This window comes from Vibrio sp. 1CM8B (assembly GCF_023161685.1).
GTDB lineage: Bacteria > Pseudomonadota > Gammaproteobacteria > Enterobacterales > Vibrionaceae > Vibrio > Vibrio coralliirubri.
This window is the reverse complement of sequence record NZ_JALNTU010000004.1, coordinates 332,995-358,138: the sequence shown is the minus strand read 5'-3', so window position 1 is coordinate 358,138 and position 25,144 is coordinate 332,995. Positions and strand designations below refer to the sequence as shown.

Sequence of the window (25,144 nt, the reverse complement as noted above, 5' to 3'; positions counted from 1 at the left end):
GATTTATGTGAGAGCAAAAAACACACCGCCTGAGTAAGCGGTGTGTTTGCCGTATTAATAGTTATTGGTTGATACCCAATTTGGATTCAATTTCGGTGACGTTACTTTTGAAAAACAGTGTTTGAGCGACTTTCAAAACCACAGGGTGGCCAGATTCTAATATCGCTTCATAGTAATACTCTTCCGCCATTGAAGGGTTACCTTGAGATTCTTCAATTTTTGCCAAGATAATCATAGACATCACACTGTATTCATTCCTCGGAATCAAGCTTAGATAGTATTCGGCTTGGTCAGGGTTATCTTCAGTGAGGAAGTAGGCTGCTAACGCGTCATAGACTCGATAAGAGTTAGCATTGTTCTGAGCATTGAGTAACTGTTTTTTGAATTTCTTATTGAGCGCTTCAACCTGCTTATTCTTATTCTTCGATCTCATTATAAAAATGTCGGCAAGCTCATACATGTAGCGACTCGACATAACAAAATGGTTGTCGGGTTCTAGCTCATTGGCTTGGGCTATCTTAGATAAGGTGTCGGTTCTGTCTAACGTCATGAAGGTGAGCCCAAGCGATTCAAGGGTAAGTTTTAAGGCTTCTTCTTGTTTGGGCAACTCAGATATTTGCTGCTTCAATATCGATTTTTGAATATCCAAATTAAATGAGTCCAATAGGTCATCGAGCATTGAACGCATGGTCGTGTGGAGTGAGGCTGGGTCAATCAGGTAATCTCGACCTAGGTGTCTGAAGTTAGAAATTCGGTTGAAGTAGGTGATATCAAGGTATTCTCTGTCGCCATCAATTTCGCTCTTGAAACTGATCACATTGGCTGAATTCGGCACCAAGGTTTCATCGACTACGACACGAAAATCGCGATAGGTGGTCAAGTAGCTCATTAATTTATGGATAATCCCACGCTTAAAGGCATCTGTCTTCAAGTTGTCATCGATACTTACGTAGATATATCTAGGTTCTAAAGACAAGTAGTGAACAGATTCGTGTGCTTTATGGGCTTCTATATTTTGACTGCTTGCAGTCTGGTTAGATCGGCTTTGTTCAGTTAACTGATTTGAGCCAGCGAGTGGTTGGTTTGATTCATTAGCTGCGGAATTTAAACCACTTAAATTCAAGTCGTTTGATGTAGAGCTGGTCGGCTTTAACATCCACCAAATTAGCCCAAGCGCGATAACTAAAACGCCGCCGAGCATTAATGCACGTGAAGGTGTTTTCTGAGGTTTATTTGCTGCGATAGGCGCTTGTTTGTCGCTAGCCGTTTTATTTACGGGTGAGTGTTGAACGGCCTTAACTGTACTCGAATCGGTATGGCTTGAATGGACATGGCTCGAAGCACCTTGGTTCGAGTCGCTAGATTTTGAATCAACAGGCTGAGTTGACTCTTGCGAAGCCGGTTGTTCTGAGAGGTGATCGACTGAATCCTCTTTTGGCTCGACTTGTTGTTTTTTATCCTCCCCCAAAACTGGCGACGTATCTGGTGCTTCTGACTGAATTGAAGGAGAGGGCTCTACATCTGCAACGGACACGGTGTTTGTCGTGACACTAGCTGGCACCAAGATGGTTTTGTGAACATCAACATCCAATTTATAACCGCGTTTGGGCACGGTGATGATGTGTCCCATGGAGTGTCGTTCAGCCGCTTTGAGTATTTTGCGCAGTTCAAAAATGGCTTGCGTGATCACTTGATCCGTCAAGATTGAGCCATTCCAGACTTCATTAATCAGCTCATCTCGTGAGAATACGATCTTAGGATTTTGGCAGAAAAAGTTGAGCAGCTTAGACAAGCGATTGTCGATAATCACGTCTTCTTCGTTCATGATGAGTTTGTCTTCATCAGGAATAAATAACCACACGTCGAAAGAATATTGAATGCGTTCTTTTTTCATAACCACCGAGACTAAGTCATTGTATTAAAATTACTTTAGTAGACATGTTGGGGCAATTCAATTAACCAATGTTTAAATATGATGCGTGGTCGTGCTTTTGAGTAGATTAGTGAGAACCAGTAAAAAATTAAAAATAATATTGAGACTTATTCTCATTTATTGATCTCGATAAAGGAACGGTTTAAATTGTCTGGTTAGTATCACTAGAACATGAATATTATGAGGTTTTTTATGAGTACGGTCGTTGTATGGGGAGCAGGAAGTGGTCTAGGTGCTGCAATTGTTGAGCATTTTCACAAACAAGATTATCAAGTGATAGCCGTTGCGAGAAACCCAGAGAAGAACACGCGTTTAGCTGAACTTGGTGTCACCACACTTCTCTGTGATGCTACCGATAAAGAACAAGTTGAATCTGTGGTCGCTCAGTTACCTAAATCGGCACTTATCGTTTCTAGCATGGGCAGCTTCAGAGCTGACATTCCTGTTGATTACATTGGACACCGATATCTAACAGATGCGCTTGAAGCCAATGGCATCGCTCGATTTGTGCTGGTAACGTCGTTGGGTTGTGGTGACTCTTGGCAGTATTTGTCGGAGCGATCTAGAAAAGGGTTTGGCGCAGCGGTTCGTGAAAAGTCGTTGGCTGAAGCTTGGTTAACATCGAGTTCTCTGGATTACACCATCTTACGTCCGGGTGGCTTGTTAGACGGCGAGGAGACTGGCAACGGTGAGCTGTCCCAGCAGGTCGAAGTTCATGGTGTGATTTACAGACAAGAAGTGGCGCGCCTTATCGAAGCCTTGTTAACCAATGAAGCGAGCATTGGGCAGATCTATCAGTGTGTTGATCCTACGGTTCAATATGGATAACGCTGTTAAGTCTGATTTTTAGTAAAGCCTTCAATCTATAAATCTATAAATCTATAAATCTATAAAGCTATAAGCTTATAAATCCCTGAAGTCGTTTAGCTAAACTAAGCGGCTTTTGTTTGCTTCCTTTGTTTTCTCTAATTCCTGCCTTTCTGATCTTTTGCTGTCTCTTTCTGCCTTTTTCTCAGATGAGAGTGGCGCTCTCTTAATCTAGATTAAGTTTTCCCTAGTTTATTCTCTGTAGTATCCGCCTGAATCAGTGCCCATGCTTAATGGGTAACTTGCGTAACACGATTTTGAGAGGAAGACACTTGAGCACTTTGTTTACAGAAACCCACATTGGCAAGATGACACTAAAGAACCGCTTCATGAGAAGTGCAACGTGGGAAAATATGGCTACCGAAGATGGGCATATGACAGATAAACTGTACGCTATCTATGAAGAGTTGGCTCAAGGTGAAGTCGGCCTGATCGTAACGGGTTACGCGAACATCGTTGAAGAAGAAAAGCCAAATGCGGGCATGATGGGGATGTATAACGACTCATTCATTGAAGAGTATCAAAAGCTGACTCAACTGGTGCACGACAACGACTCTAAAATCGTGATGCAATTGGCTTATGGTGGCACGAAAACCACGCATGATCTTGGCGAACGAGTGATCTACGCACCAAGTGAGGTTCCAGAAAAAGGCACTCAAACACTAGGCAAAGCGATGACCAAAGACGAGATCGACTACATTGTTGATGCGTTTGCTCAAGCGTCTTTGAGAGCACAAAAATCAGGCTTTGATGGCGTTGAAATTCATGCTGCTCACACTTACCTGATTAATCAGTTCTTAAGCCCTTACTACAACCAACGTGAAGATGAGTACGGCGGTAACTTAGAAAACCGCATGAGATTTTTGTTAGAGATCTATACCGCGACGCGTAAGTTGGTGGGAGATGATTTCCCTATCTTAGTTAAGCTTACAGCTTCGGAGTTTTTTGAAGGTGGCGTGACCTTCGACGAAACACGTATTGTGTGTAAAAAGCTTGAACAAATGGGCGTGGATGGCATTGTCGTGTCAGGCAATATTCATGGCAAAGCGGACACTATGATTGGCGAGTCGCACGATGGTTTTACCATTCAAGCTGAAGGCTACTTCCATGAGTATGGTCACGCGATCAGCCAAGACGTTAATATCCCAGTTATCACGGTTGGTGGCCTGACAGATTTTGATGCTATCGAAGCGATTGCAAACAACACTGGCATTGAATACTTCGCGCTTTCAAGACCGCTGCTTTCTGAACCGCATTTAGTTAAGCGTTGGAAGGAAGGGGATAGAAGCCCTGTTGAATGCGAACGATGCTCTAAGTGTCGCACTAAGCGCGGTAACTTCTGCGTGGTGAATAAAGACAGAAAAGTACAGCTTGCTCGCATGTAGTCGCTGAACCCAGCTCCAAGCGTGAGCCGAAATTTATAGCTGAGTCTAAGTTTGAGCCTGTGTAATCGCGCAGGCTCTTGTTCATTCCGTATTCCACGAAACGAAATTTGAAACCTTATTACTCACATCTTCCTGTCAAATTGGCGCGACTAAACAGTTACAATACGCCTGTAAATTATCCAACCAAGTTATCGATAAAAACTGGGCAAACTTTGAAACTACTTCCTCTTCTTAAGCAACCTCGAATCCACTGACGCCTCTTTAGTTTTAGCGACATTGCTATGATTTAAGCGTGATACTCACTATTCATCCCTGTGAACCCTGTGTTTATAGGGCGTTAGTTTGTGCACCTTGGATTTGCATCGTCGAACATTTTGATAGTTAACGAATAAAACTTAATAGATCATTCAGAGGTAAAAATGCAAAAGAAGCATTGGTCCAAATTCGAGTTGCTGCATGAAGTCGTAACCAACCCCAATATTCACGTAAAAGGTCAACACAGTTATTACAGCGATTGCTGGGATAACGGTTTTGAACAATCGGTAGTGCGTTATTTACACGGCGACGAAGTCAGCCGCCAGTGGGAGCCTCGATGGGAAATCGACGAACTCCATATCGGTGATTATGTCTGTATTGGCGCAGAGGTTGTGATTTTAATGGGCGGCAACCATACCCACAGAGTTGATTGGTTTTCACTGTATCCATTTATGGATGTCATCGACGATGCCTACATTGGCAAAGGTGACACTCACATTGAAGATGGGGTGTGGTTAGGCATGAGAGCGATGGTGATGCCCGGTGTGACGATTGGCGAAGGCGCTGTAGTTGCAGCGAATAGTGTGGTGACTAAAGACGTCGCTCCATACAGCATTGTCGGTGGTTCTCCAGCTAAAGTCGTCAAATACCGCTTTGATGAGTCCGTTATTGACGAGCTCATGTCATTCAAAATATACGAGTGGCCCTTAGATAAATTTGAAGCGCTGAAACCGTATTTATGTAACTCAGACTTTTCAAAGCTAAAGCAGGCGATAACGGATTACGACAATTGTTTGTAAGGAGCGCTTGTAACGAGCGTTTGTAAGGTACGGGTATAGCCACAGATTTGTGTAGAAAGATCTGTGTCATATTTATATTGAAAAACACGTTAAATCAGTTCGTTACCTTGCAATACTCAACATGGTGTACCAATCTTATTTCATAAGCATGGATAAGGATTGTGTATGCCCGCAAGTTCAATGAAAAACAAAGGGGTGGTGGGGAAAGTCCTACTGCCTTCTTTACTCATAAATCTTCTCTCTCTCGCCGTTCCGTTAACGGTTTTACAAATTTACGATCGTATTTTACCTAACCAAAGTTACGGTACTGCCACTTTGTTGTTGGCGGGTGCAGCGTTGGCTGTTGCCATGGAAGCATTGATCCGGTTTGTGCGTACTTGGCTTTTGTCAGCCGCGGCCAGCAATACCGAGAAAGCGACCTATCAAACCTTGGTTGAAAGAGTAACAACGGCTTCATCAGGCCATCTCCGCCAAATTGGTGTTGGCGGCGTGGAAGAGGGGCTGGGCTCAGTATCAAAAGTCAAAGATTGGTATTCCGGTGGTGTGATTGCAGGCTTCATTGATTTGCCTTTTGCCTTGATCTTCTTGGGCTTGGTGGCTTACATCGGCGGTGAGCTGGTGGCGATACCTTTGGCAGTTTGGCTGATTACTCTCGGAATCGTTTGGTTATCTTCTATTCGCGTTAAAAGCTTAAGTGAAGAAGCTTCCCAAGATGAGCAGGAGCGAAAAGCGTTCTTGATTTTACTGAGCCAAACCATTCAGGGAATCAAACGCCAGGCTGTTGAGTCTCGAATCTTCAATCAGTTTAAATCCCTCAATAATGTTCGCTCTCAGTCTAAAGCGAGAGAAGAAGAACAGAACGCCTTCGCCCAAGAATGTATTCAGCTTGCTGCATTAGCCACGTCAGTTTTACTCGTGATCACTGGCAGCTTATGGGTGTTGAATGGTCAGTTAACTACTGGTGGCTTGGCGGCATGTTCTATCTTATCTGGCAGAGCGGTTGCGCCTTTGAGTGCTCTGGTTGGGGTTAGAATCAAGCTTAATTCAATACACAGTGCCAATCAGGCAATAGAAAAATTGAGTGACTTATCACTATCGGAATCTTCAGATTCTGAGCATGCTGAGAACCACTTATCTGACTTTGAGACGTTGGAAATCAAGCAAGCGACCGTTGAAAGATATGGTGAACTCTCTCATGCAGATGTCACACTGAATAAAGGTGAGTTGGTATTGTTAGAGAGTGAAGATCGCCACACCAACAGTCATTTATTGTCGTCGATTGCAGGTATTGATGATCTAAAAGCGGGTGAGTGCTTCATTAACGGAGCTGCAGTTTCAATCGCATCCGTAACCAATATTGTGGCCTACTGTGGCGTTAAAGGGCAGTTGGTGTCGGGTACTATTCTCGACAACTTGTGCGGCTTTGACCCTGAGAAAACGCAAAGCGCCAGTGACTATGCAAAGCGTTTGGGTTTAACCAAAGAGATTACTCGATTACCCGATGGGCTCGAGACACAAATTGGCCATACGAGTGCTTCTTTGTTGAGTATGGGTAACGTGAAAATGCTCAATATCGCGGCTCAATTGGCAAGTGATAAACCCATAATCATGTTGGAAAGGCCGGATTCTTCACTTGATTTAGACGCCCTTGGGGATCTAGCTAAGGTGTTGGAAGAAGAAGTAACGGCAGGACGCACGATACTGATGGTGAGCTACCATTCGAAGCTTCGCGAATTTGCTAATCGAATCATTACAGTGGAAAGTCGAGCTATTACGGTCGACAGCGAGAGCAATCAGGAGGCCGTCGTATGAATCGTTTAGATATTGGTAACCCTTCAGGTACGAACAACCGTGCAGATACCAGCGGTCGACAAGAGGTGATGAATCATTTAGAAACCGAGAGCCTTTCCGTTCTTAAGCAGTTGGAAGTTAATGCTAATATCCAGTTGTTCGCGCATCAATGGGTCGATGAAAATGGCATTGAATCAATCGACGATATGTTTGCCTTGTTCGACAGGCTTGCACTGCCTTATCGCTTGGTTGCCAACCTAGATGAAGTTGGTGAACATAAATTGGTCTTACTGGTACTTGGTGAACATGAGCTGGTCTCTGGTCATTTAGAATCCAAACAATTTGTTTCTTTTAACGCCAATGACGACATCACCGATGTCCCGCAGTTTTGCATCGTTATCGAAGGACCACCATTGGAGAAGGCTTCTCCTGATTGGGTTGGCGAAAGGTTACATGCGTTTCGTCCCATCATTCCTAAATTGTTGTTGGTCAGTTTTATCACCAACTTGTTTGCACTTGCCGTCCCCTTCATCACGATGTCGATTTATGACCATGTGATTGGGGGTGATGCAGGGCATGAGTTGCAAGGTATCGCCATTGGCGCGGCATTGTTGTTTGTAATGATGGGTTGGTTGAGAACATTACGTAGCCGAGTGTTTGCTTCAGTTTCCAACCGAGTAAGTCGTGAGATTTCTCAATCCCTCGTGCAGCGTCTGCTTCGAAATAGCTATGCTCAAAATCAGCAAACAGCCTCTTCTAGTCAACAAAACCAAGTGATGTTGTCGGAGCGTATTTCAGGTGTGCTATCGGGGCCATTAGGAAATGCGTTATTTGACCTACCATTCATTCTTATTTTTGTACTTGCGATAGGTGTTTTAGGCGGATGGTTGGTACTGGTTCCAGTCGTTTCTTTAATCCTTTATTACTTGCTAGCAAAACGTTCGATACGCTCTAGCAGCAAGCGCTCGATGCAGTCGACAGTGGCAGGTACGAATCGTCAAAACATGACTAATGAGCTGTCATCCAAGCTTGCCTTTATTCGCAGTGCTGGATTCTCAGAGCACTGGATTCAACGCTTCAAAAAGGCCAATCTTCTTGCTTCAACAGTGACCTTCAATCAATCGGTTCTCCAGAGTCGGTATACCTCGATTTACTATTTCATTGGGGTTGGTTCGACATTAGCTGTGATGGGATTGGGAATAGGGCTTATTTTTGAACAAGTGATGACCCCTGGTGGTTTGATTGCTTCAATGATGTTGATATCTAAGGTGACGGGTCCCGCTCAGGTGTTGGCAAACAGCGCGATGCGCTTTAATAGCTTTAATCAATCCAAGCTGCAAGTGAACCGTATTTTGTCTCAGCCGTCTGAGCGTGAATTCAGTTACCAGCATCACCCGTTACCCGTGGTAGCGCCTAACTTGAAATTAGACCAAGTGACACTGCGTTATCCTAAACAGAGTCGCCCTGCCTTGAATGGTGTGAGTTTTGATATTGAAGCCGGTGAAATTGTCGCGATTACCGGCCCTTCTGGGAGCGGTAAATCAACATTAATTGAAGTGCTGTCTGGCTTGCAGCCTATCCAAAACGGGATGGTCGAGCTTGAAGGCGTTAACCTCGTTCAATACGATCCGCAGCTTTATCGCCACTGGTGTTTCATTCGAGCCGCATATCCTGATTTGCTTACGCTGAGTATTCGAGAGTGGCTAAACGACGGTCACAAAGTCGAAGATCAGAAAATGATCTCTGCAATTGAAATGGTCGGCGGAAAGCGTTGGTTCGAGACATTATCAGGTGGGCTCGATACTTCCATCAGCAGTATTCAGCCGGACAGCCTTTTTGACATGTTGTCTGGCAGCGTCGCGCAGATCCTCATTGACGCGAAAGCGCTGGTTTATGACTACCCAATGTTCTTAATGGATAATCCTGTGCCTGATGCTCACCCAAATGCTAAACGTATATTTGGTGAGTTTGTGCAATCGAAAAAAGGAAAAGCAACGGTGATTTACACGTCCCACGATCCGGATTTAATCAAGCTTGCCGATAAAGTGGTGGTATTAAATGAAGGTGCAGTGGTTTATGCAGGCCCATTAGAGTCGGAGCAGTCTTTGAAGCAGGAACAGCCTTCAGAGCCTCAAGCTTCTCAAGAACCGCAGTTATCTGAGCAACCGTTATCTCAAGAGCTACAGCCGTCAACTCAAGAGGCTTCTGCTCAACAAAATGCAGCCCAACAAGAACAATCAGAGTCTAAGCAAGGAGTCGCTAATGACTAAACAATCTATCGAGAAGGGCAAGCGCTACGGTGAACTTGTTGAATCACAAAATACGGCTCGTACATTGGCGCTGGCCACATGGTCGGTTGCCTTATGTGTTATTGCTTTTGCCACTTGGTCTGTAGTCACTCAAGTTGATGAAATAGCCAAAGCCAAAGGTGCTGTGATTCCGGAAGGCGAGAAGCAAGTATTACAAAGCGCGATTGGCGGGAAGTTAAAGCAAATTCTCGTTAAAGAAGGGCAGTTGGTTGAGAAAGGCCAGCCGCTTGTTGAGTTTGATGCCACTTTCCAGCGTACCGCCCTTGAAGAGCTAAAGTCCCAACAAGTGACGCTTCTAGCCAGTGTGGAACGTATGAATGCGCTGCTTGAGCAACGTGAGCCTAACCTTGCTGAGTTTGAGGTCGATTACCCAGAGATCGTCAGCCAACAAAAAGCGCAGCTGAACGCGCAAAAAGCCCTCTACTTCCAAAAGCGTGTGGTGCTTGAGAAAGAGAGCGAGCAAATTGCGGAGCAACTTCGTAGCGTGGAAAAAGCCTTACCGAGTTACGAAAAAGAGTTGAATGCGACTAAACAAGAGTTAAACATATTAGAAAAGGGCTATAAATCAGGCAATATTTCACGTTTACGCGTGCTTGAAATGCGCCAAAAGCTGGCCAGTATCGAACAGAAAATCGAAGAAGCTCGTGGTAAGAAAGCGGTGCTAATCAAACAAGCAGACAGTACTGAACAAAAAATTGAACAGCTTCTTGCTGAGGCAAAGGCGAAAGTGAGTGCTGATCGTTCCAAAGCCGTGTCAGATTTATCTGCATTGAATGCCAGAGTTCGTTCAAGCCAAGCGAAATTGACCAACACCATGTTAGTGTCGCCGCTACAAGGTTTGGTGCAAAGCCTGCCAAGCACGCAAAACGGTGGTGTTATTCAGCCGGGTGGGACAGTGGTTGAAATTGTTCCTGTTGGTGGGAAAGCCGACTTTAAAGCTCGTTTGTCGCCAAGAGATATTGGTTTTGTGAGTGTAGGGCAGCCGACTCGTATCAAAATTGATGCGTTTGATTACAGCCGCTTTGGGGCGCTAAAAGGGGAGGTTGAGAGTATTTCACCGACCACGAGTCAAAGCGAGCGTGGCGAGATCTATTATGAAGTCATCGTCTCGGTGGATGTTCCTTATTTCCGTGATAATCCTGAAAGTTTCTCTATTTTACCAGGTATGACGGGCGAGGTAGATATTACTACTGGTGAGAAATCTGTATTCCAGTACCTGTGGAAGCCAATTTACACCAATGTCAGTGTCGCATTTGGTGAAAGGTAGTCGTTATAAAGAGTCGCTGAGAGTAAACGAATAACAACAGAAGATAATAAAAAGGGAGCACATTATGTGCTCCCTTCTGTTTGGTCTCGTTATCGGTTAACTATTAGGATCAATGTCCGGCAGCCCGTCTACGTCGTTGTGATGATGGTGCTCATCATCTTGGTTATGGTTGATGTTCGCATCATGGTGTTCCAGCGCGTCTGACATATCCAAGTGCGCTTGGTCATGTGTTGCTACATCTGGTTGGTCGACTTGTGCAAGTATGATATCCATATCCGCAGGTTGATCGTGAACCGTTGTCGATGTTGCATCGGGTTTAATGCCCAATGCATCCAGATAAGCGGCTGCACCATGGTGGCTGGTTTTCTGATCGGGTTCTTGATGGGTCTGCAGGGTTAAATCTAGATTACTATCATCGCTTAGTGTGACCGTAAAGTCGGCTTGCGAAGCCATGTCTGGCTCGTCATGTTGTACAGGAGGCGGTGGTGGGGGAGCTGGGTGTGATGTATGGACCAAAGGTGTGATTGTCATATCAACCACTTCAGTTCCAACTGTCAGCTTTCCACTATGTCCAGGCCCATGACTGAGTATCTGGATATTCACATGGGCGACAACTTCATCTTGATTTGTCCCTTGCAATGCTACTTCAAATTTATCTTCATGTTGACCTATACCAGAAGCGCTGCCATGAGGGCCCGTGTGAACTTGGGCTTGCTCTTGATAATGTAAATGACCAGTCTGAGGGTCAATGGTTAATGTACCGTATTGGCCATGATGGCTAGTGACGTACTGTCCGTTAGGTAAATGGATTCGCCAACCGCTTTGTGCTGTTGGTACCGGAGTTAATGAAGGTAATAGTGGTGGAACCCCAAGCGTGCCAGATACTTGGTGGCTTCCGGATGGTGGTCTGACAATGATAGGTTCAGGAATAGCGCTTGCAGCGAAACCTTGGCTACCTGCGGTATTACCGTGTTCGTCAGTCATTGTTGCTTGTACATTAGAACCGGGATGAACTTCAATTTGTATTCCATGCTGAAGAGTATGAGCATCTATTACATGATCCTGACCGTTAACGACAAGATGCTCACCGATTTTTGCATCACCGGGAGGCGTAACGGTTGCTGTGATCGTGTTTGCCTGTCCTCGGGCGATTTCAGCTTTACTGTATAAGTTGTCTCCCCCTGCGTTTTCAAAAGTAATCGTAGGAACGCTAACCTGTGTATCGACTTGGTAAGTAACATCTGCAGTGGCATGAGCGCTATTACCTGCGGTATCTGTTACCGCTACTGATGCCTCTATTTTTTGGTCAGCATCAGCGATGAGTTCACTGCCAGGTATGGTAATTGAATAGTGTCCTTTTGTATCTACCGTGCCTGTATGTTGTGTCCCATTTACATTTAAAGTCACAATGTCGCCTGCATTATAATCGCCAGAAACGGATCCGGTGATGTCAATGGCGCTGTTGGATTCTTGAGCATTAATCACATTGTCGGCGGTAATCGGGTCTGTTTGAATACCGACGTGTACTTGCGTATCAATATGGACAGAAAGAAGCGAAGACGTAGCTGGTAGCACTGACGAAGGAGCCAGTGCTTTGGCTGATAGATTATGATCGCCGTCCGATAAGCTACTTACCGCAACACTATATTGCCCAGATGCATCAGACAGCGCGTGTCCAACGGGTGTTGAACCATCGTAAACGGTCACTTGCGAATACGGAATATCAGTGTGTCCGGTAATCGTTGGGGTAGTGTCGTTGGTAAGGTTGTCAGTGTTCGATGAACCTGAATCGCTTGTTGATGCAAGATCCAGAGTGACGGTGTTCGTTGGTGCGACAGTGTTGACCATCAGCAAGGTTGGTAGTGTCGTTGTAACTGTAGGTTGTTGAGGCACTGTGGTTGATGTGGTCAAGCCACCTGTTGGGGACATGGTGACATGTCCTGAGGCATCAAAGGTGATGAATTTCGAATCCTCAGTATGGCCGTCGCTGACTTTTACTTCGAACACATCAACACCATGATAGGTGTTGGTGGCAGAGTTATAACTCATCCCTGTGATAGACGTATTTGGTGTGTAGACGTAGTCACCAGTGTTTGGATCTACCGACAATGAACCGAATTGACCCGCAGAGCTGACGACAGAGAACGTATGAGTGTCATTAACGTCTACATCTGTCTCTGTTAATGTGCCTGTCGTTGATGATGTTTGGTTAACGCCGAGAATCGGTGCGTCATTGGTTCCGGTAATGGTAACCACGATATCATGGTGCGTGCCATCTGCAGATTGAACCGTGATGGTTTCAGTGTCTGTCTGACCTTCGCCAAGCTGTTGAACTATAGGATGGTTGTTATCAAGGTCGTAAGTCCAGTGACCATTTACATCGATATGAACGTGCCCATAGCCTTTGCTTCCGGCTATTCCAGCTCCACCCTGTACCGCGGTAAACCCTGCTGTTCCATCAGGATCACTCGCCGTCAACGTACCTGAAGCTTGAAGTGTTATGTCTTCTTTGGCCACTCCTGTGGAGTCTCCACTGAATGTTGCAGGGTCAGCGACACTCGCTATATTAATGAGTATTGACCCTTCTTTTGAATCAAGATGACCATCGTTTGCGGTAAATTGCACCCCTCCTAATCCGCTGACACCAGAACTAAAGTAGTTGTGAGTTGGGGTGAAGATGAGTGATGAAACGTCGGAGGCGCTGACGTCATCACCAACATTCACTGTGGTGCCATTCAGCGATAACACGCCATGGGCGACATTGGTAATCGTGATGTGGTTTAACGCATCTCCATCAATATCAGAATATTTAAAGTCTGCGGTGGTGAACGCATGAGGCTTATCTTCTAAAGAACTAATAAAACTCGATCCAACGATAGGTGCATCATTGACTGCACTAACATCCACTACCATCGTTGCGCTTGCCGAATTTTTATGGCCATCATTCGCAGTAAATGTAAATTGCGCATAGTTGGCGCCGTTTTCATTAGTGATCGGCGTAAAGGTTAAATGGCCTGCGTCTAAGTCAGCCTTGCTGATTTGCTGGTTGGCGGTTACGGCGTTACCGTTTAGAAGTAATAATCCATGGCTCGGTATGCTGCTAATAGTCACGAACTGTAACGTGTCGCCATCTTGATCACTGTAACCAAATTCACTGGTTGTAAAGGTTCTGGTGATGTCTTCATTTGTAGAAACGGTTTGCCCTGTCACCGTTGGCGCATGTTGTAGAGGAGGGGTGACTTCAATAGAGAGAGAATTTTGAGAAGAATCTCCTATTGGGTTACCACCATCATCGCCGACACGATAAACCATACTTGGCACTTTACCTGTAAAGCCAGCTTCCGGGGTGAAGGTATAATGACCATTCGCTTCGATCGCGAGTGTACCGATACCGGCCATAGTATGTGGTTGCCCCGGCCTTACCGCGACATAACCTGACACGGGGTCTTTTATTTGAATATCTTGCAACACCAGGTGTGCGTTGGAATCGGTGTCTGTTGCTGCACCACTCAATCCTTGATCCGTCCCAGAGCCAGTAAGTAGATTCCCTTCAACTGGACCACTATGTTGAACACCAGAATCACTAAGGCTGTGAAGAACAGGATCATCGGTGGTCCCATTAATCGTGACGGTTATTGAATGCTTGGTACCGTCTTTTGATGTGACTTCAATGCTATCTGTGAGTGTTTGTCCATTGTCTAAGTCTTGAATAGGCACACTATTGTTGTCTGCTTTATAAACCCATCTCCCACTGCTAGTGATGTCGAAATGACCATAGGTTCCATCAAGAGATATTTTCTGTTGCCCCTTAAGATCTAATGCAGCTTCGCCATGACCATCAGCGTCAGAAACAATCAGGTGCCCATGACAAAAAAGGGCATCTGGAATGGTTGCTGACCCGGTGGTATGCAAGTTGTGGTGAATGTTTGTATCTTCTCTTATGCTGCCTGAATCACCAGTAAATGTTGCGACATCATTAACAGCAGCAAGAGACGTGTTTGCTCCTGTATGAGTCGTTCCGCCATGCGCATCTGTGACGTCATAGCTAAAATGAACTCGGCCGTTATAGTCTTTGGTTGGAGTAAAAGTGTAGGTGCCGTCTTTGTTATCGACTACAGAGCCGTGATCGACTAACAGATTCGCAACGGTGAGTTTGCCTAGGTCGTTGCTATCCACGTCTATAGTGTTTGCTAAGAGTTCGGTGGCCGTGATGGTTTGCGCGAGGTCTTCTTTACCGCTGTTGAGCTGCACTTCTGAAGAGCAGTATGGACGGTCGTTGTCGCCATGAATGGTGATAACAATATCATGAGTAGTACCGTCTTTACTTTGTATCGTTATCGTATCAGTGAGTGTCTCATTTGCACCAAGTTGATCAATCGTCGATCCTACATTTGTTGTTAATCCACCATTTACATCAGCAGTGCCGGTTGCAACACCATAAAACCATTTACCATCTGTATTAAGAATCAAATGGCCATATTTTCCATGATAGGTATAACCAATACCTTTAGAATGAAAACTATTCTCGCCGGTATCTGGATCGATGATTGTTAGTTGCCCCTCAACATGAATCATACTATTAGTTAAATGCGCCATACCTGGCTGGGCAAAGTCTGGCGACATATCAGGGTTTCTGTTTTCATAAACATCGCCAGTATCCACACCTGATATAACGGCTTTATCTCCCACCGCATCAATATGAAGTGTGTTGGTAGCCTCTGCAGAGTCGGTATGCCCATCGTTAACAGTATATTTAAACTGAACATCGCCATTAAAATCTTGCGCAGGAACGAACTGAAGCTTACTGATGTCAGCTGTAGGGATCTGTTGTCCTGCTGTAACATCGTGTCCATCAAGTAAAAACTTACCTTGTGTTGCTGGCGGAAGATCTGTGATTGCTATGAAATGTAGCGTATCGCCGGAGTCGATATCATTGAATCCAAATTGGCTGGCTTGCATTTGGTAGTGCGTGTCTTCACTGCCATGTGCAAGTGTTGTCGCAATGATGGTCGGCTGATCATTGGTGCCTGTCACCGTTATTGTTATATCGTGGGCAGTGTGGTCTGCAGAATAAACACGATATACAACCTTTTCTACTTCACCTTCAGCTAATGATTGCAAGCGACTGTTTGAAACCTCATACCCCCAACTTCCAGCTGGAGTTATTCTTAGATCTCCACCAAAGGGGTCATGTATCGCTTTCTCACCAAATTGGTTAAACCGGAAATGATCTTCGCCTGTGTCAGGATCAGTTACAGACAAAGAGCCTGATATTGCAATCTTTTGAGCTGAGCTGTGCCCGACATTATGATCTTCAATAATCGTTCCTGCATCATTGCCAGAAATCACAGCAGAATCACGGGTGGGAGTGAGAGTTATTGAGGCTGATGTAGCGACACTTCCACCATGTGTATCCTGCACATCATAGGTAAAGGAGACGTTGCCGTTGTAATCTTGTGTAGGATGAAAGCTGAAGGTTCCGTCATGGTTATCGGTGATATTGCCATGGTCGGCGGTGAGATTGGCCACAGAGAGTTGCCCTGCATCATTATGATCAATATCTGTCGCATTGGCTAACAAATCAGACGCGTGTAGTACAACATCCGTATCTTCAGTTCCAGCCGTAAGTGTAACTGCGGAGCTAACAACTGGAGCATCATTGTCACCTTGGATAGTGACTTGAATTTGATGAGGCGTACCATCAGCAGAACGTACAGTAACAGTATCAATTAACGTTTCACTACTACCGAGAGATTGAATCTTTGCGAGGCTATTATCAATTTCATAGCGATATGAACCATTGGATTGAAGAATGAGTTTTCCACCTTCCTGTGTTGTATATCCGGTATCCCATGTGCCTGTTTGTTGGTTTTGATGAAGATTCCCATCAAAATGATCTTCTCCAGCATCGGCGTCAGTAATGGTCAATTGGCCGTTGTATATGATCGTATTACCTGAGTTTAGGGTAAGGTTATGATCCTCTTGAACAGTAAAGGTGTCTTGTCCGCCAATTGTTGCACTGTCATTCGTTCCGTGTACAACTAACGTTAGAGTCTTCGTATCCGTACCACCATTATGGTCATCCACTTTTACCTGAACATGTATAACTTGGTCATTGTTTACTCCCAAGTTTTGATAACTTGCATGGGAGGGGTCAAAAGTGTAACTACCATCATTGTTAAAGGTTAAGCCATCTACAGGTTTATCAATAGTGAATGTATGCGTGTCTTTTGTATCCACATCCGTGGCATGCATCTGACCAGATAAAAGGGTTCCACCTTCAGTTACCGATTGTGATTGGGCAGAGAGGACGGGTTTATCATTGGTCCCCTCAACGGTAAACTCCACTTTGTGTTGAGTTCCATCAACGCTGTGAATGGTATACTCCTCTTTGAGTGTTTCTCCCTCTGAGAGATGTTGTACTAAATAATTACTTATATGATAGTAATAGTTACCATTACTATTCACCTGAAGATCTCCACCATGAGACCCTTGATAAATACCACCATAGAGCACATCTGGGAATTGCGACTGTGCAGGACCATCAGGGTCAACAACATGGAACACACCAGAAGCTCCAAGGAGATGCCCACTCGAGATATCCACATTGATATCCTCTTTAACCCCAGAACCGGAGCCTGTAATAACCGCTGCATCACTGGTTGGTGCTAACGTCATACTCGCTGAAGTCGCTGTACTGCCAGCATGTGCATCTTTTACATCATAGCTAAAAGAGACTTTCCCATTGTAATCTAGGGCAGGATGAAAGGTAAAAGTACCGTCATGATTATCGGTGATTTTGCCATGGTCGGCGGTGAGGTTGGCCACTAAGAGTTGCCCTGCATCATTGTGGTCGATGTCTGTAGCGTTGGCGAGTAAATCAGAAGCGTGTAGAACGACATCTGTATCTTCAGTTCCTGCAGGAAGAGTTGTTACCGAAGAAACCTTAGGGTCATCATTTGTACCGTGGATTGTGATCTGAATTTCATGACTTGTTCCATCGACACTGTGGATTGTCACCTTATCGACAAGAGTCTCTGTTGACCCAAGATTTTGAATTTCTGGTTTACGATTATCAATTGTATAAGTATAAGTACCATCTTGTTGTAAAAGTACCCACCCACCCATTTTTGTATCATAGCCAATTCCGTGATAGGTGTGGCCTCTTTGAATATCAAACTGAGCTTCACCTTGGTCGGGGTCAACAATATCTAATTTTCCATCAAAATGAAGATTATATTGTGTATCAATATAACCACGATCTTCTGTTACATTCCCTTGATCAATTCCAGTAATAGTCGCAGCATCGCCAGTTGCTTGTAAGTGTAAATTCGCGCCTGTTGCAGTGATACCACCATGCGCATCTGTCACGTCATAAGTGAAGTGCACTTGGCCGTTGTAGTCTTTGGTTGGTGTGAAAGTGAAGGTACCGTCTTGATTATCTAGAATAGATCCATGATCGGCATGAAGATTCGTAATCGTCAGTTTGCCTAGGTCATTGGTATCTACATCTATGGTGTTTGCCAATAGCTCAGTTGCAGTGAGGGTTTGGGCAAGATCTTCTTTTCCGCTGTTGAGCTGCACTTCTGAAGAACAGTATGGGCGGTCGTTATCGCCATGAATGGTGACAACGATATCGTGTGTGGTGCCATCTGCAGATCTAACGGTGACAGTATCGGTTAGTGATTCACCTTTACCCAGATGATCAATAGCTCTGCCGGTTGCATCTTGGCCGATGGAAGCATAGTAGGTCCAGTCCCCGTTAGTTTGAAGTATGACACGACCATGAGTGCCGTAATAAGTGCCTGTTTGGGCATAGCTTTCACCGGCATCAGCATCCACTACCGATAGGTGGCCATCGGTATGGATTTCATCGTTCCACAATTTCCCTATGTTTCCGTGCTGATGATCAGGTGAACGGTCATCAACATAACCGCCAGTCATACTGCCGTCTGGCGCGGTAAAAGTGTGTCCTTCATGGACATCGCCTGTCGATGTCCCCATTATCACCGCAGTATCATTGGTGCCATTCACTGTGATCGTTACTTGATGTGACGTCCCATCAGCAGAATGAACGGTAATAGTATCGGTGGCGGTTGCTCCTTTTCCTAACGCTTGAACTGTAGGATTTGTGTTATCGAGGTCGTAAGTCCAAGCACCAGAATCGGTCAGATGTAGAGTCCCTAAGCTGCCTGCAACATCTGTGTTTGAGAAGTGTGCTTCGCCAGTATCTACATCAGTGACAGTCAACGTACCGGATGTTTGCAATTGAGATTCTTCGGTTACCGCACCTGAGTTGGTGCCACCAATCACAGCAGTATCATTGGTGCCATTTACCGTAATCGTAACTTGATGCGGCGTGCCGTCAGCAGAATGGACAGTAATAGTATCAGTGGCTGTTTTATTCACGCCTAACGCTTGAACGATAGGATTTGTGTTATCGAGGTCGTAAGTCCAAGCACCTGAGTCGGTCAGATGTAGAGTCCCCAAGTTGCCTACTATATCTGTGTTGGAGAAATGTGCCTCGCCAGTATCGATATCAGTGACAGTCAACGTACCGGATGTTTGTAATTGAGATTCTTCAGTCACCGCACCTGAGTTTGTCCCACCGATTAAAGCAGCATCATTGGTGCCATTCACCGTGATAGTCACTTGATGAGGCGTGCCATCAGCAGAATGAATCGTAATAGTATCGGTGGCGGTTACTCCTTTTCTTAATGCTTGAACTGTAGGGTTTGTGTTATCGAGGTCGTACGTCCAAGTACCAGAATCGGTCAGATGTAGAGTCCCTAAGCTGCCTGCAACATCTGTGTTGGAAAAGTGTGCTTCGCCAGTATCTACGTCAGTGACAGTCAACGTACCAGAGGTTTGAAGCTGAGATTCTTCGGTGACAGATCCTGAGCTTGTTCCACCAATAATTGCTTTGTCGTTAGTGCCATTCACCGTAATCGTAACTTGATGCGGCGTGCCGTCAGCAGAATGGACAGTAATAGTATCAGTGGCTGTTTTATTCACGCCTAACGCTTGAACGATAGGATTTGTGTTATCGAGGTCGTAAGTCCAAGCACCTGAGTCGGTCAGATGTAGAGTCCCCAAGTTGCCTACTATATCTGTGTTGGAGAAATGTGCCTCGCCAGTATCGATATCAGTGACAGTCAACGTACCGGATGTTTGTAATTGAGATTCTTCAGTCACCGCACCTGAGTTTGTCCCACCGATTACCGCAGCATCATTGGTGCCATTTACTGTGATAGTCACTTGATGCGGCGTGCCATCAGCAGAATGAACGATGATGGTGTCGGTAGCGGTTACTCCTTTGCCCAATGCTTGAACGTTAGGACCTGTATTATCAAGATCGTACGTCCAAGCACCTGAATCGGTCAGATGTAGAGTACCTAAGTTGCCTACGATATCGGTGTTGGAGAAGTGTGCTTCGCCAGTATCTACGTCAGTGACAGTCAACGTACCAGAGGTTTGAAGCTGAGATTCTTCGGTGACAGATCCTGAGCTTGTTCCACCAATAATTGCTTTGTCGTTAGTGCCATTTATCGTAACCGTAACTTGATGCGCTGTGCCATCTGCAGAGTGAACAGTAATGGTATCGGTAGCTGTTTTATTTGCGCCTAACGCTTGAACTGTAGGGTTAGTGTTATCAAGATCGTACGTCCAAGCACCAGAATCGGTCAGATGTAGAGTCCCTAATCTGCCTGCAATATCGGTGTTGGAGAAGTGTGCTTCGCCAGTATCTACGTCAGTGACAGTCAACGTACCAGAGGTTTGAAGCTGAGATTCTTCGGTGACAGCTCCTGAGCTTGTTCCACCAATAATTGCTTTGTCGTTAGTGCCGTTTATTGTAATCGTTACTTGATGGGTGGTGCCATCTGCAGAGTGAACAGTAATGGTATCGGTAGCTGTTTTATTTGCACCTAACGCTTGAACTGTAGGGTTAGTGTTATCAAGATCGTACGTCCAAGCACCAGAATCGGTCAGATGTAGAGTCCCTAATCTGCCTGCAATATCGGTGTTGGAGAAGTGTGCTTCGCCAGTATCTACGTCAGTGACAGTCAACGTACCAGAGGTTTGAAGCTGAGATTCTTCGGTGACAGCTCCTGAGCTTGTTCCACCAATAATTGCTTTGTCGTTAGTACCGTTTATCGTAATCGTTACTTGATGGGTGGTGCCATCTGCAGAATGAACGGTAATAGTATCGGTGGCGGTTGCTCCTTTTCCTAACGCTTGAACTCTAGGGTTTGTGTTATCGAGATCATACGTCCAAGCACCACTGTCAGTCAGGTGTAAAGTACCTAATGAGCCTTTTATGTCGGTGTTGGAGAAGTGTGCCTCGCCAGTATCCACATCCGTTACCGCAAGTGTGCCCGAGGTTTGAAGTTGGGACTCTTCGGTTACCACGCCGGCACTGGTTCCGCTTATCACGGCTTTATCATTGGTGCCGTTAACGGTAATCGTGATTTGATGAGGAGTGCCGTCGGCGGAGTGGATGGTTATGATATCTGTTGTCGAAGAACCTTTACCAAGAGCCTGAACTTGTGGATTTTTATTATCTAGATCGTAGGTCCAATCGCCATTGTCTTTAAGGTGTAAAGTACCCAGTGTCCCCTTGAGGTCGGAATTAGAAAAATGCGCCTCTTTTGAGTCGATATCGGTGATGTTGAGATGGCCTGAAACCGTTAGGTCTTTATCTTCAGTAACTTGGCTTGAGCCATTACTTGTCCCGATAGCGAAAAACGAACTTGGCGAATTTGCTGTACTACTCGTGATTACTGCATGGTCGTTGGTGCCATTGATCGTAACCGTAACTTGATGCGCTGTGCCGTCGGCTGAGTGAACAGTGACGATGTCTGTCGCAGTTGAGCCTTGGCCAAGCCCTTGAACTACAGGGTTATTGTTATCTAAATCGTATGTCCATGCACCGTCTTTGGTGATGCTTAGCGTACCGAAACTACTAGTCACTTGTGAGGCTTGAAAGTGGTCTTCTCCAAGATCAGAGTCCGTTACCGAAAGCTGCCCTTGAACTTGTGTCGTTAAATCTTCAGTTAACGTGCCAGTATCCACACCTGTGATAACGGCGTTGTCGTCGTTCCCACCAATCGTCATATCGATGGTTTGCGGTGTGCCGTCTTTGGTGTGAATAGTGAAGCTTTCGTGCAATGAAGTGGCTGCGGTTAAAGCTTGAACATTAGAGAGCGAGTTATCAACTTGATACTGCCAATGTCCATCAGCATCGATAGTTAATGAACCATATTTACCTGAGATAACTTCCGGTGTAACCGAACTTTCATTTTGGTCAGGGTCTATGACATCGATTTTGCCGTTCGCATGTAACAAGCCTTGTGAATCAATATTGTGATCTTCTGTGACGACACCTGTTAAGTCTCCAGAAATACTTGGCGTGTCTTGCTTACCTGTGACCGGAACTTGAACAATGATGCTCGAGCCATTAGATAGATGTAACGCAAAATGGTCAGTACCTGTTTGGTGCTGATTTAACAGTATGTATTGAGGAGAATTTGGATTCAATACGAATGTGTATTGACCATTTGCATCAACATGAAGCTCTCCGTACGTACCTTTTATGACTTCTGGCATAAAGGTGACGGGTAAAGCGGGCGTCGTAGGCGCATTCGAATGAGTCGGCTGACCGTTACTCCCTGAGGAGATAGTAGGCATCGATACCGAAGGAATGTAATGGACTTGCGGGTGAGAAAGCGTCGATAAATGATGAGAAGGAACCAAGTGAGAGCTCGAACCATGGGGAGTGTGGCTTGCACTTAAGGTCGAGTTTACGTCGCTGTCGCTCGTTTGAGCCTTTTGATGAGTAACCGCTGATGAGTCGGTTTTTCCATGGTGGTCGCTGGAATCTTTTGCTGTCACGTTATTTGCGGTTACTTGATCTGCGTTATCACCGGAATTGTCTACATCCTCGGCAGCCGCGTGTTTAGCCAATGATGGCAGTATCATCATGAGTGATTGAAAAAGTGGGATATTAACTTTTAGGTGTGAATGCAGTCTGAGCTTCTTTTTTTTTGTTGGTTTCTTTTGTTCTAGCTCGTTACTTTTCTTATTTTTGATTTCTGTATTTTTCTTGTTTGCTTCGACGTTTTTTTTGTTAGCCATTTTTCTCATCCGTGAATCGTGGTTGCACTATTTTAAGTAAAATACACAGATAGAGGTTTCGCTAGCTAATTGGATAATTTTTAAAGAAAAAACTGTAAAGTTGAAGAATTATCTCGTTTTGATGTAACGAGACGAAAGTGAGGAGGGCACTTAAGGAAAGATACAGTGAGAGGCAGGAACCAAACGTCCATGTTTGGTTTCGGTGTTTTAACTAAGCGGGACTAAATTAAAATGTACGACTCACTTTAAGAGGTACGACTAACTTAAAGCGTGCGACCTACTTCAAAGCCATCCCAGATAGCGGCCATGATCGTTCTTGCTTTTTGGCTGTCACCGATATTGAATACTTCATCAACATCCAGTTGATTCGCAAGTTCTTCATGCAAGTGATCTTCAGCTTTATAGCCAAGCGCTAGCACAACGTGATCGGAAAGCATTTCAACACTGCTGTTTTCAATGTTTAGACAAACGCCCGTATCGGTGATTCGCTCTAATCGTGTTGAAGTAAGAACGTTCACTTGTTCTTTGACTAGAAGCTCTTTCAACATCTGGTAGTTAGCAAAACAGGTACCGTGAGGGCCGCCAATGATATCGTCTGATGCCTCAACTAATGTGACAGCTTTACCTTGTTGAGCCATCCATAGAGCGGCTTCTGCGCCCACTAAACCCGCGCCAATCACACAGACTTTGTCGCCTGTAATTAGTTCAGGGTTCATCAACATATTTTCGGCAACTAAAACGTGCGGCTTATCTTTTCCTTCCAACCAGTTAGGTTGAGTTGGGCGAGAGCCGGTAGCGAAAATAACACTGTCTGGTTTTTCGCTTTCAATCGATGCTTTGTCTGCCGCTGAATTGAGTTTTACGTCTACCTTGTGTCGAGTCATTTCACCGCTGAACCACGCAATTAAGGCTTTATCATCATGCTTGAATGGAGGTTGGCTTCCCGGGATGACATTGCCACCCAGTTGGCTGCCTTTTTCGAAAAGGACTACATCATGTCCGCGCTCAGAAGCAATTCTAGCGGCTTCCATTCCCGCAACACCACCACCGACAACGACGACCTTTTTGGTTTTGTGCGTTGGTAGTAATCTGAACTCTTCTTCTCGTCCACAGCTTGGGTTAACCGCGCAAGATAGGTTACCCACTTCAGCCATACGACCTAGGCAACCAAGGTGACAAGATAAGCAAGGACGAACTTCTTCAAAACGACCTCGTCGGATCTTATTCACCGTGTCTGGATCGGCGAGCAGGGGTCTACCCAGTGACACGCCATCACAAATGCCATTTTGAACAGCATGCGAAGCGAGGTCTGGGTTCTCCATACGGCCAGCCATTAATACGGGAATATCGACCACTTCTGAAACGGCTTTGCAGTAGGGTTTGTACATGCCCGGTTGGAAGTAGTTTGGCGGGTGATTCCAGTACCATGAGTCATAGGTGCCGGCATCAACGTTCAGAGCGTCGAACCCTGCGCTTTGCAGGTATTCAGCCGCTTTGAGGCCTTCTTCCATATCGCGACCCACTTCTTCAGCGCGCTCGCCCGGAAGGATACCTTGGCCGAAACCTTTCATATTGCCTTTAACGGAGTAGCGCAGTGAAACTGGGAAGTCTTTGCCACAAACAGCTTTGATACCTTCAACAATCTCTACCGCAAAGCGATAACGATTTTCGAAGCTGCCACCGTATTGATCGGTACGTTGGTTGAAAAATTCCATTGTGAATTGGTCAAGTAAGTAGCCTTCATGAACCGCGTGTATTTCTACACCATCAAAACCTGATTTTTGAGCAATAGCAGCCGACTCAACAAACTTAGAGATGAAATATTTTACTTCTTCAGTAGTCAGTTCTCGGTGAGTGATTGAAGGGTCGAAGCGGTTCGGCGCTTCAGAAGGCGCAATGGATTTGTCTTCAGGCGTGAAGCCCGGAATGCAAGAGCGTCCCCAACCAGCGGTTAGCTGCGCGAATATTTTAGTACCGTAGGTATGAACACGTTCGGTCATCTCTTTTGCGCTGCGGATATAAGCGGTTGGATGGTTGGTTGGGCATGGAAGGGAAGGCATAGGGAACTGTTCAAGTTCATTTTCTACCATTTGCACACCGGTAATGATCAGGCCAACACCACCACGTGCACGAGCAACGTAATACTCAACGCCACGGCTGTTATACGCACCATCGCCATCGACACAACCTAAGGTACCCATCGGGGCCATAGAGTAACGATTATTTAGCTTTAAAGAGCCGATCTTCATCGGTTCAAAAAGCACGTTATGCTCTTGTTTTAACATAATCTAATCTCCAATAATTGAATGCATTGGGTATTAACCAAAGCAAGTACTGGTGATATTAAAGCAAGGGATGAACGTACTAACTTTGCACTTTAGGACAAAAGTTTTGCCGAATAT

General features: G+C 45.3%; 9 protein-coding genes. 6 read left to right on the top strand and 3 right to left on the bottom strand.

The genetic code is table 11. From position 1 onward, the window contains the following. Positions 1-61: 61 nt before the first annotated feature. Positions 62-1,894, bottom strand: coding sequence for a winged helix-turn-helix domain-containing protein (locus tag MSG36_RS10455; RefSeq protein ID WP_248367642.1), 1,833 nt, complete (start codon positions 1,892-1,894; stop codon positions 62-64). Between the two features lie 231 nt (positions 1,895-2,125). On the opposite strand from MSG36_RS10455, the gene MSG36_RS10450 reads away from it, so the two are divergent. The 6 genes from MSG36_RS10450 to MSG36_RS10425 all read left to right on the top strand — a co-directional run bounded on the left by MSG36_RS10450 (position 2,126) and on the right by MSG36_RS10425 (position 10,607). Next, complete coding sequence (locus tag MSG36_RS10450; protein ID WP_248367640.1) at positions 2,126-2,761, top strand: SDR family oxidoreductase; 636 nt, start codon at positions 2,126-2,128, stop codon at positions 2,759-2,761. Positions 2,762-3,072: 311 nt separating this feature from the next. Next, positions 3,073-4,185, top strand: coding sequence for an NADH:flavin oxidoreductase (locus MSG36_RS10445; protein WP_282452214.1), 1,113 nt, complete (start codon positions 3,073-3,075; stop codon positions 4,183-4,185). Between the two features lie 419 nt (positions 4,186-4,604). Continuing rightward, entirely contained in the window at positions 4,605-5,240 is a 636-nt protein-coding gene (locus MSG36_RS10440) for a CatB-related O-acetyltransferase (protein ID WP_050650798.1), read from the top strand. Positions 5,241-5,405: 165 nt separating this feature from the next. Further along, positions 5,406-7,052, top strand: coding sequence for an ABC transporter ATP-binding protein (locus MSG36_RS10435; RefSeq protein WP_248367638.1), 1,647 nt, complete (start codon positions 5,406-5,408; stop codon positions 7,050-7,052). After that, positions 7,049-9,301, top strand: coding sequence for an ABC transporter transmembrane domain-containing protein (locus MSG36_RS10430; RefSeq protein WP_248367635.1), 2,253 nt, complete (start codon positions 7,049-7,051; stop codon positions 9,299-9,301). Before MSG36_RS10435 ends, MSG36_RS10430 begins: the two co-directional genes overlap by 4 nt. After that, entirely contained in the window at positions 9,294-10,607 is a 1,314-nt protein-coding gene (locus MSG36_RS10425) for an HlyD family type I secretion periplasmic adaptor subunit (RefSeq protein WP_248367632.1), read from the top strand. The genes MSG36_RS10430 and MSG36_RS10425 overlap by 8 nt, the downstream gene beginning before the upstream one ends. Positions 10,608-10,703: 96 nt before the next feature. Here MSG36_RS10425 and MSG36_RS10420 read toward each other — a convergent pair whose 3' ends face one another. After that, positions 10,704-22,742, bottom strand: coding sequence for a VCBS domain-containing protein (locus tag MSG36_RS10420; RefSeq protein WP_248367629.1), 12,039 nt, complete (start codon positions 22,740-22,742; stop codon positions 10,704-10,706). A 263-nt stretch (positions 22,743-23,005) separates the two neighbouring features. Next, entirely contained in the window at positions 23,006-25,027 is a 2,022-nt protein-coding gene (locus MSG36_RS10415) for an FAD-dependent oxidoreductase (RefSeq protein ID WP_248367626.1), read from the bottom strand. Positions 25,028-25,144 lie beyond the last annotated feature (117 nt).

What these genes read in the sequence shown, in the direction of transcription:
- MSG36_RS10455 (WP_248367642.1), bottom strand. Translation starts at nt 1,894, where the DNA reads ATGAAAAAAGAACGCATTCAATATTCTTTCGACGTGTGGTTATTTATT.
- MSG36_RS10450 (WP_248367640.1), top strand. Translation starts at nt 2,126, where the DNA reads ATGAGTACGGTCGTTGTATGGGGAGCAGGAAGTGGTCTAGGTGCTGCA.
- MSG36_RS10440 (WP_050650798.1), top strand. Translation starts at nt 4,605, where the DNA reads ATGCAAAAGAAGCATTGGTCCAAATTCGAGTTGCTGCATGAAGTCGTA.
- MSG36_RS10435 (WP_248367638.1), top strand. Translation starts at nt 5,406, where the DNA reads ATGCCCGCAAGTTCAATGAAAAACAAAGGGGTGGTGGGGAAAGTCCTA.
- MSG36_RS10430 (WP_248367635.1), top strand. Translation starts at nt 7,049, where the DNA reads ATGAATCGTTTAGATATTGGTAACCCTTCAGGTACGAACAACCGTGCA.
- MSG36_RS10425 (WP_248367632.1), top strand. Translation starts at nt 9,294, where the DNA reads ATGACTAAACAATCTATCGAGAAGGGCAAGCGCTACGGTGAACTTGTT.
- MSG36_RS10420 (WP_248367629.1), bottom strand. Translation starts at nt 22,742, where the DNA reads ATGGCTAACAAAAAAAACGTCGAAGCAAACAAGAAAAATACAGAAATC.
- MSG36_RS10415 (WP_248367626.1), bottom strand. Translation starts at nt 25,027, where the DNA reads ATGTTAAAACAAGAGCATAACGTGCTTTTTGAACCGATGAAGATCGGC.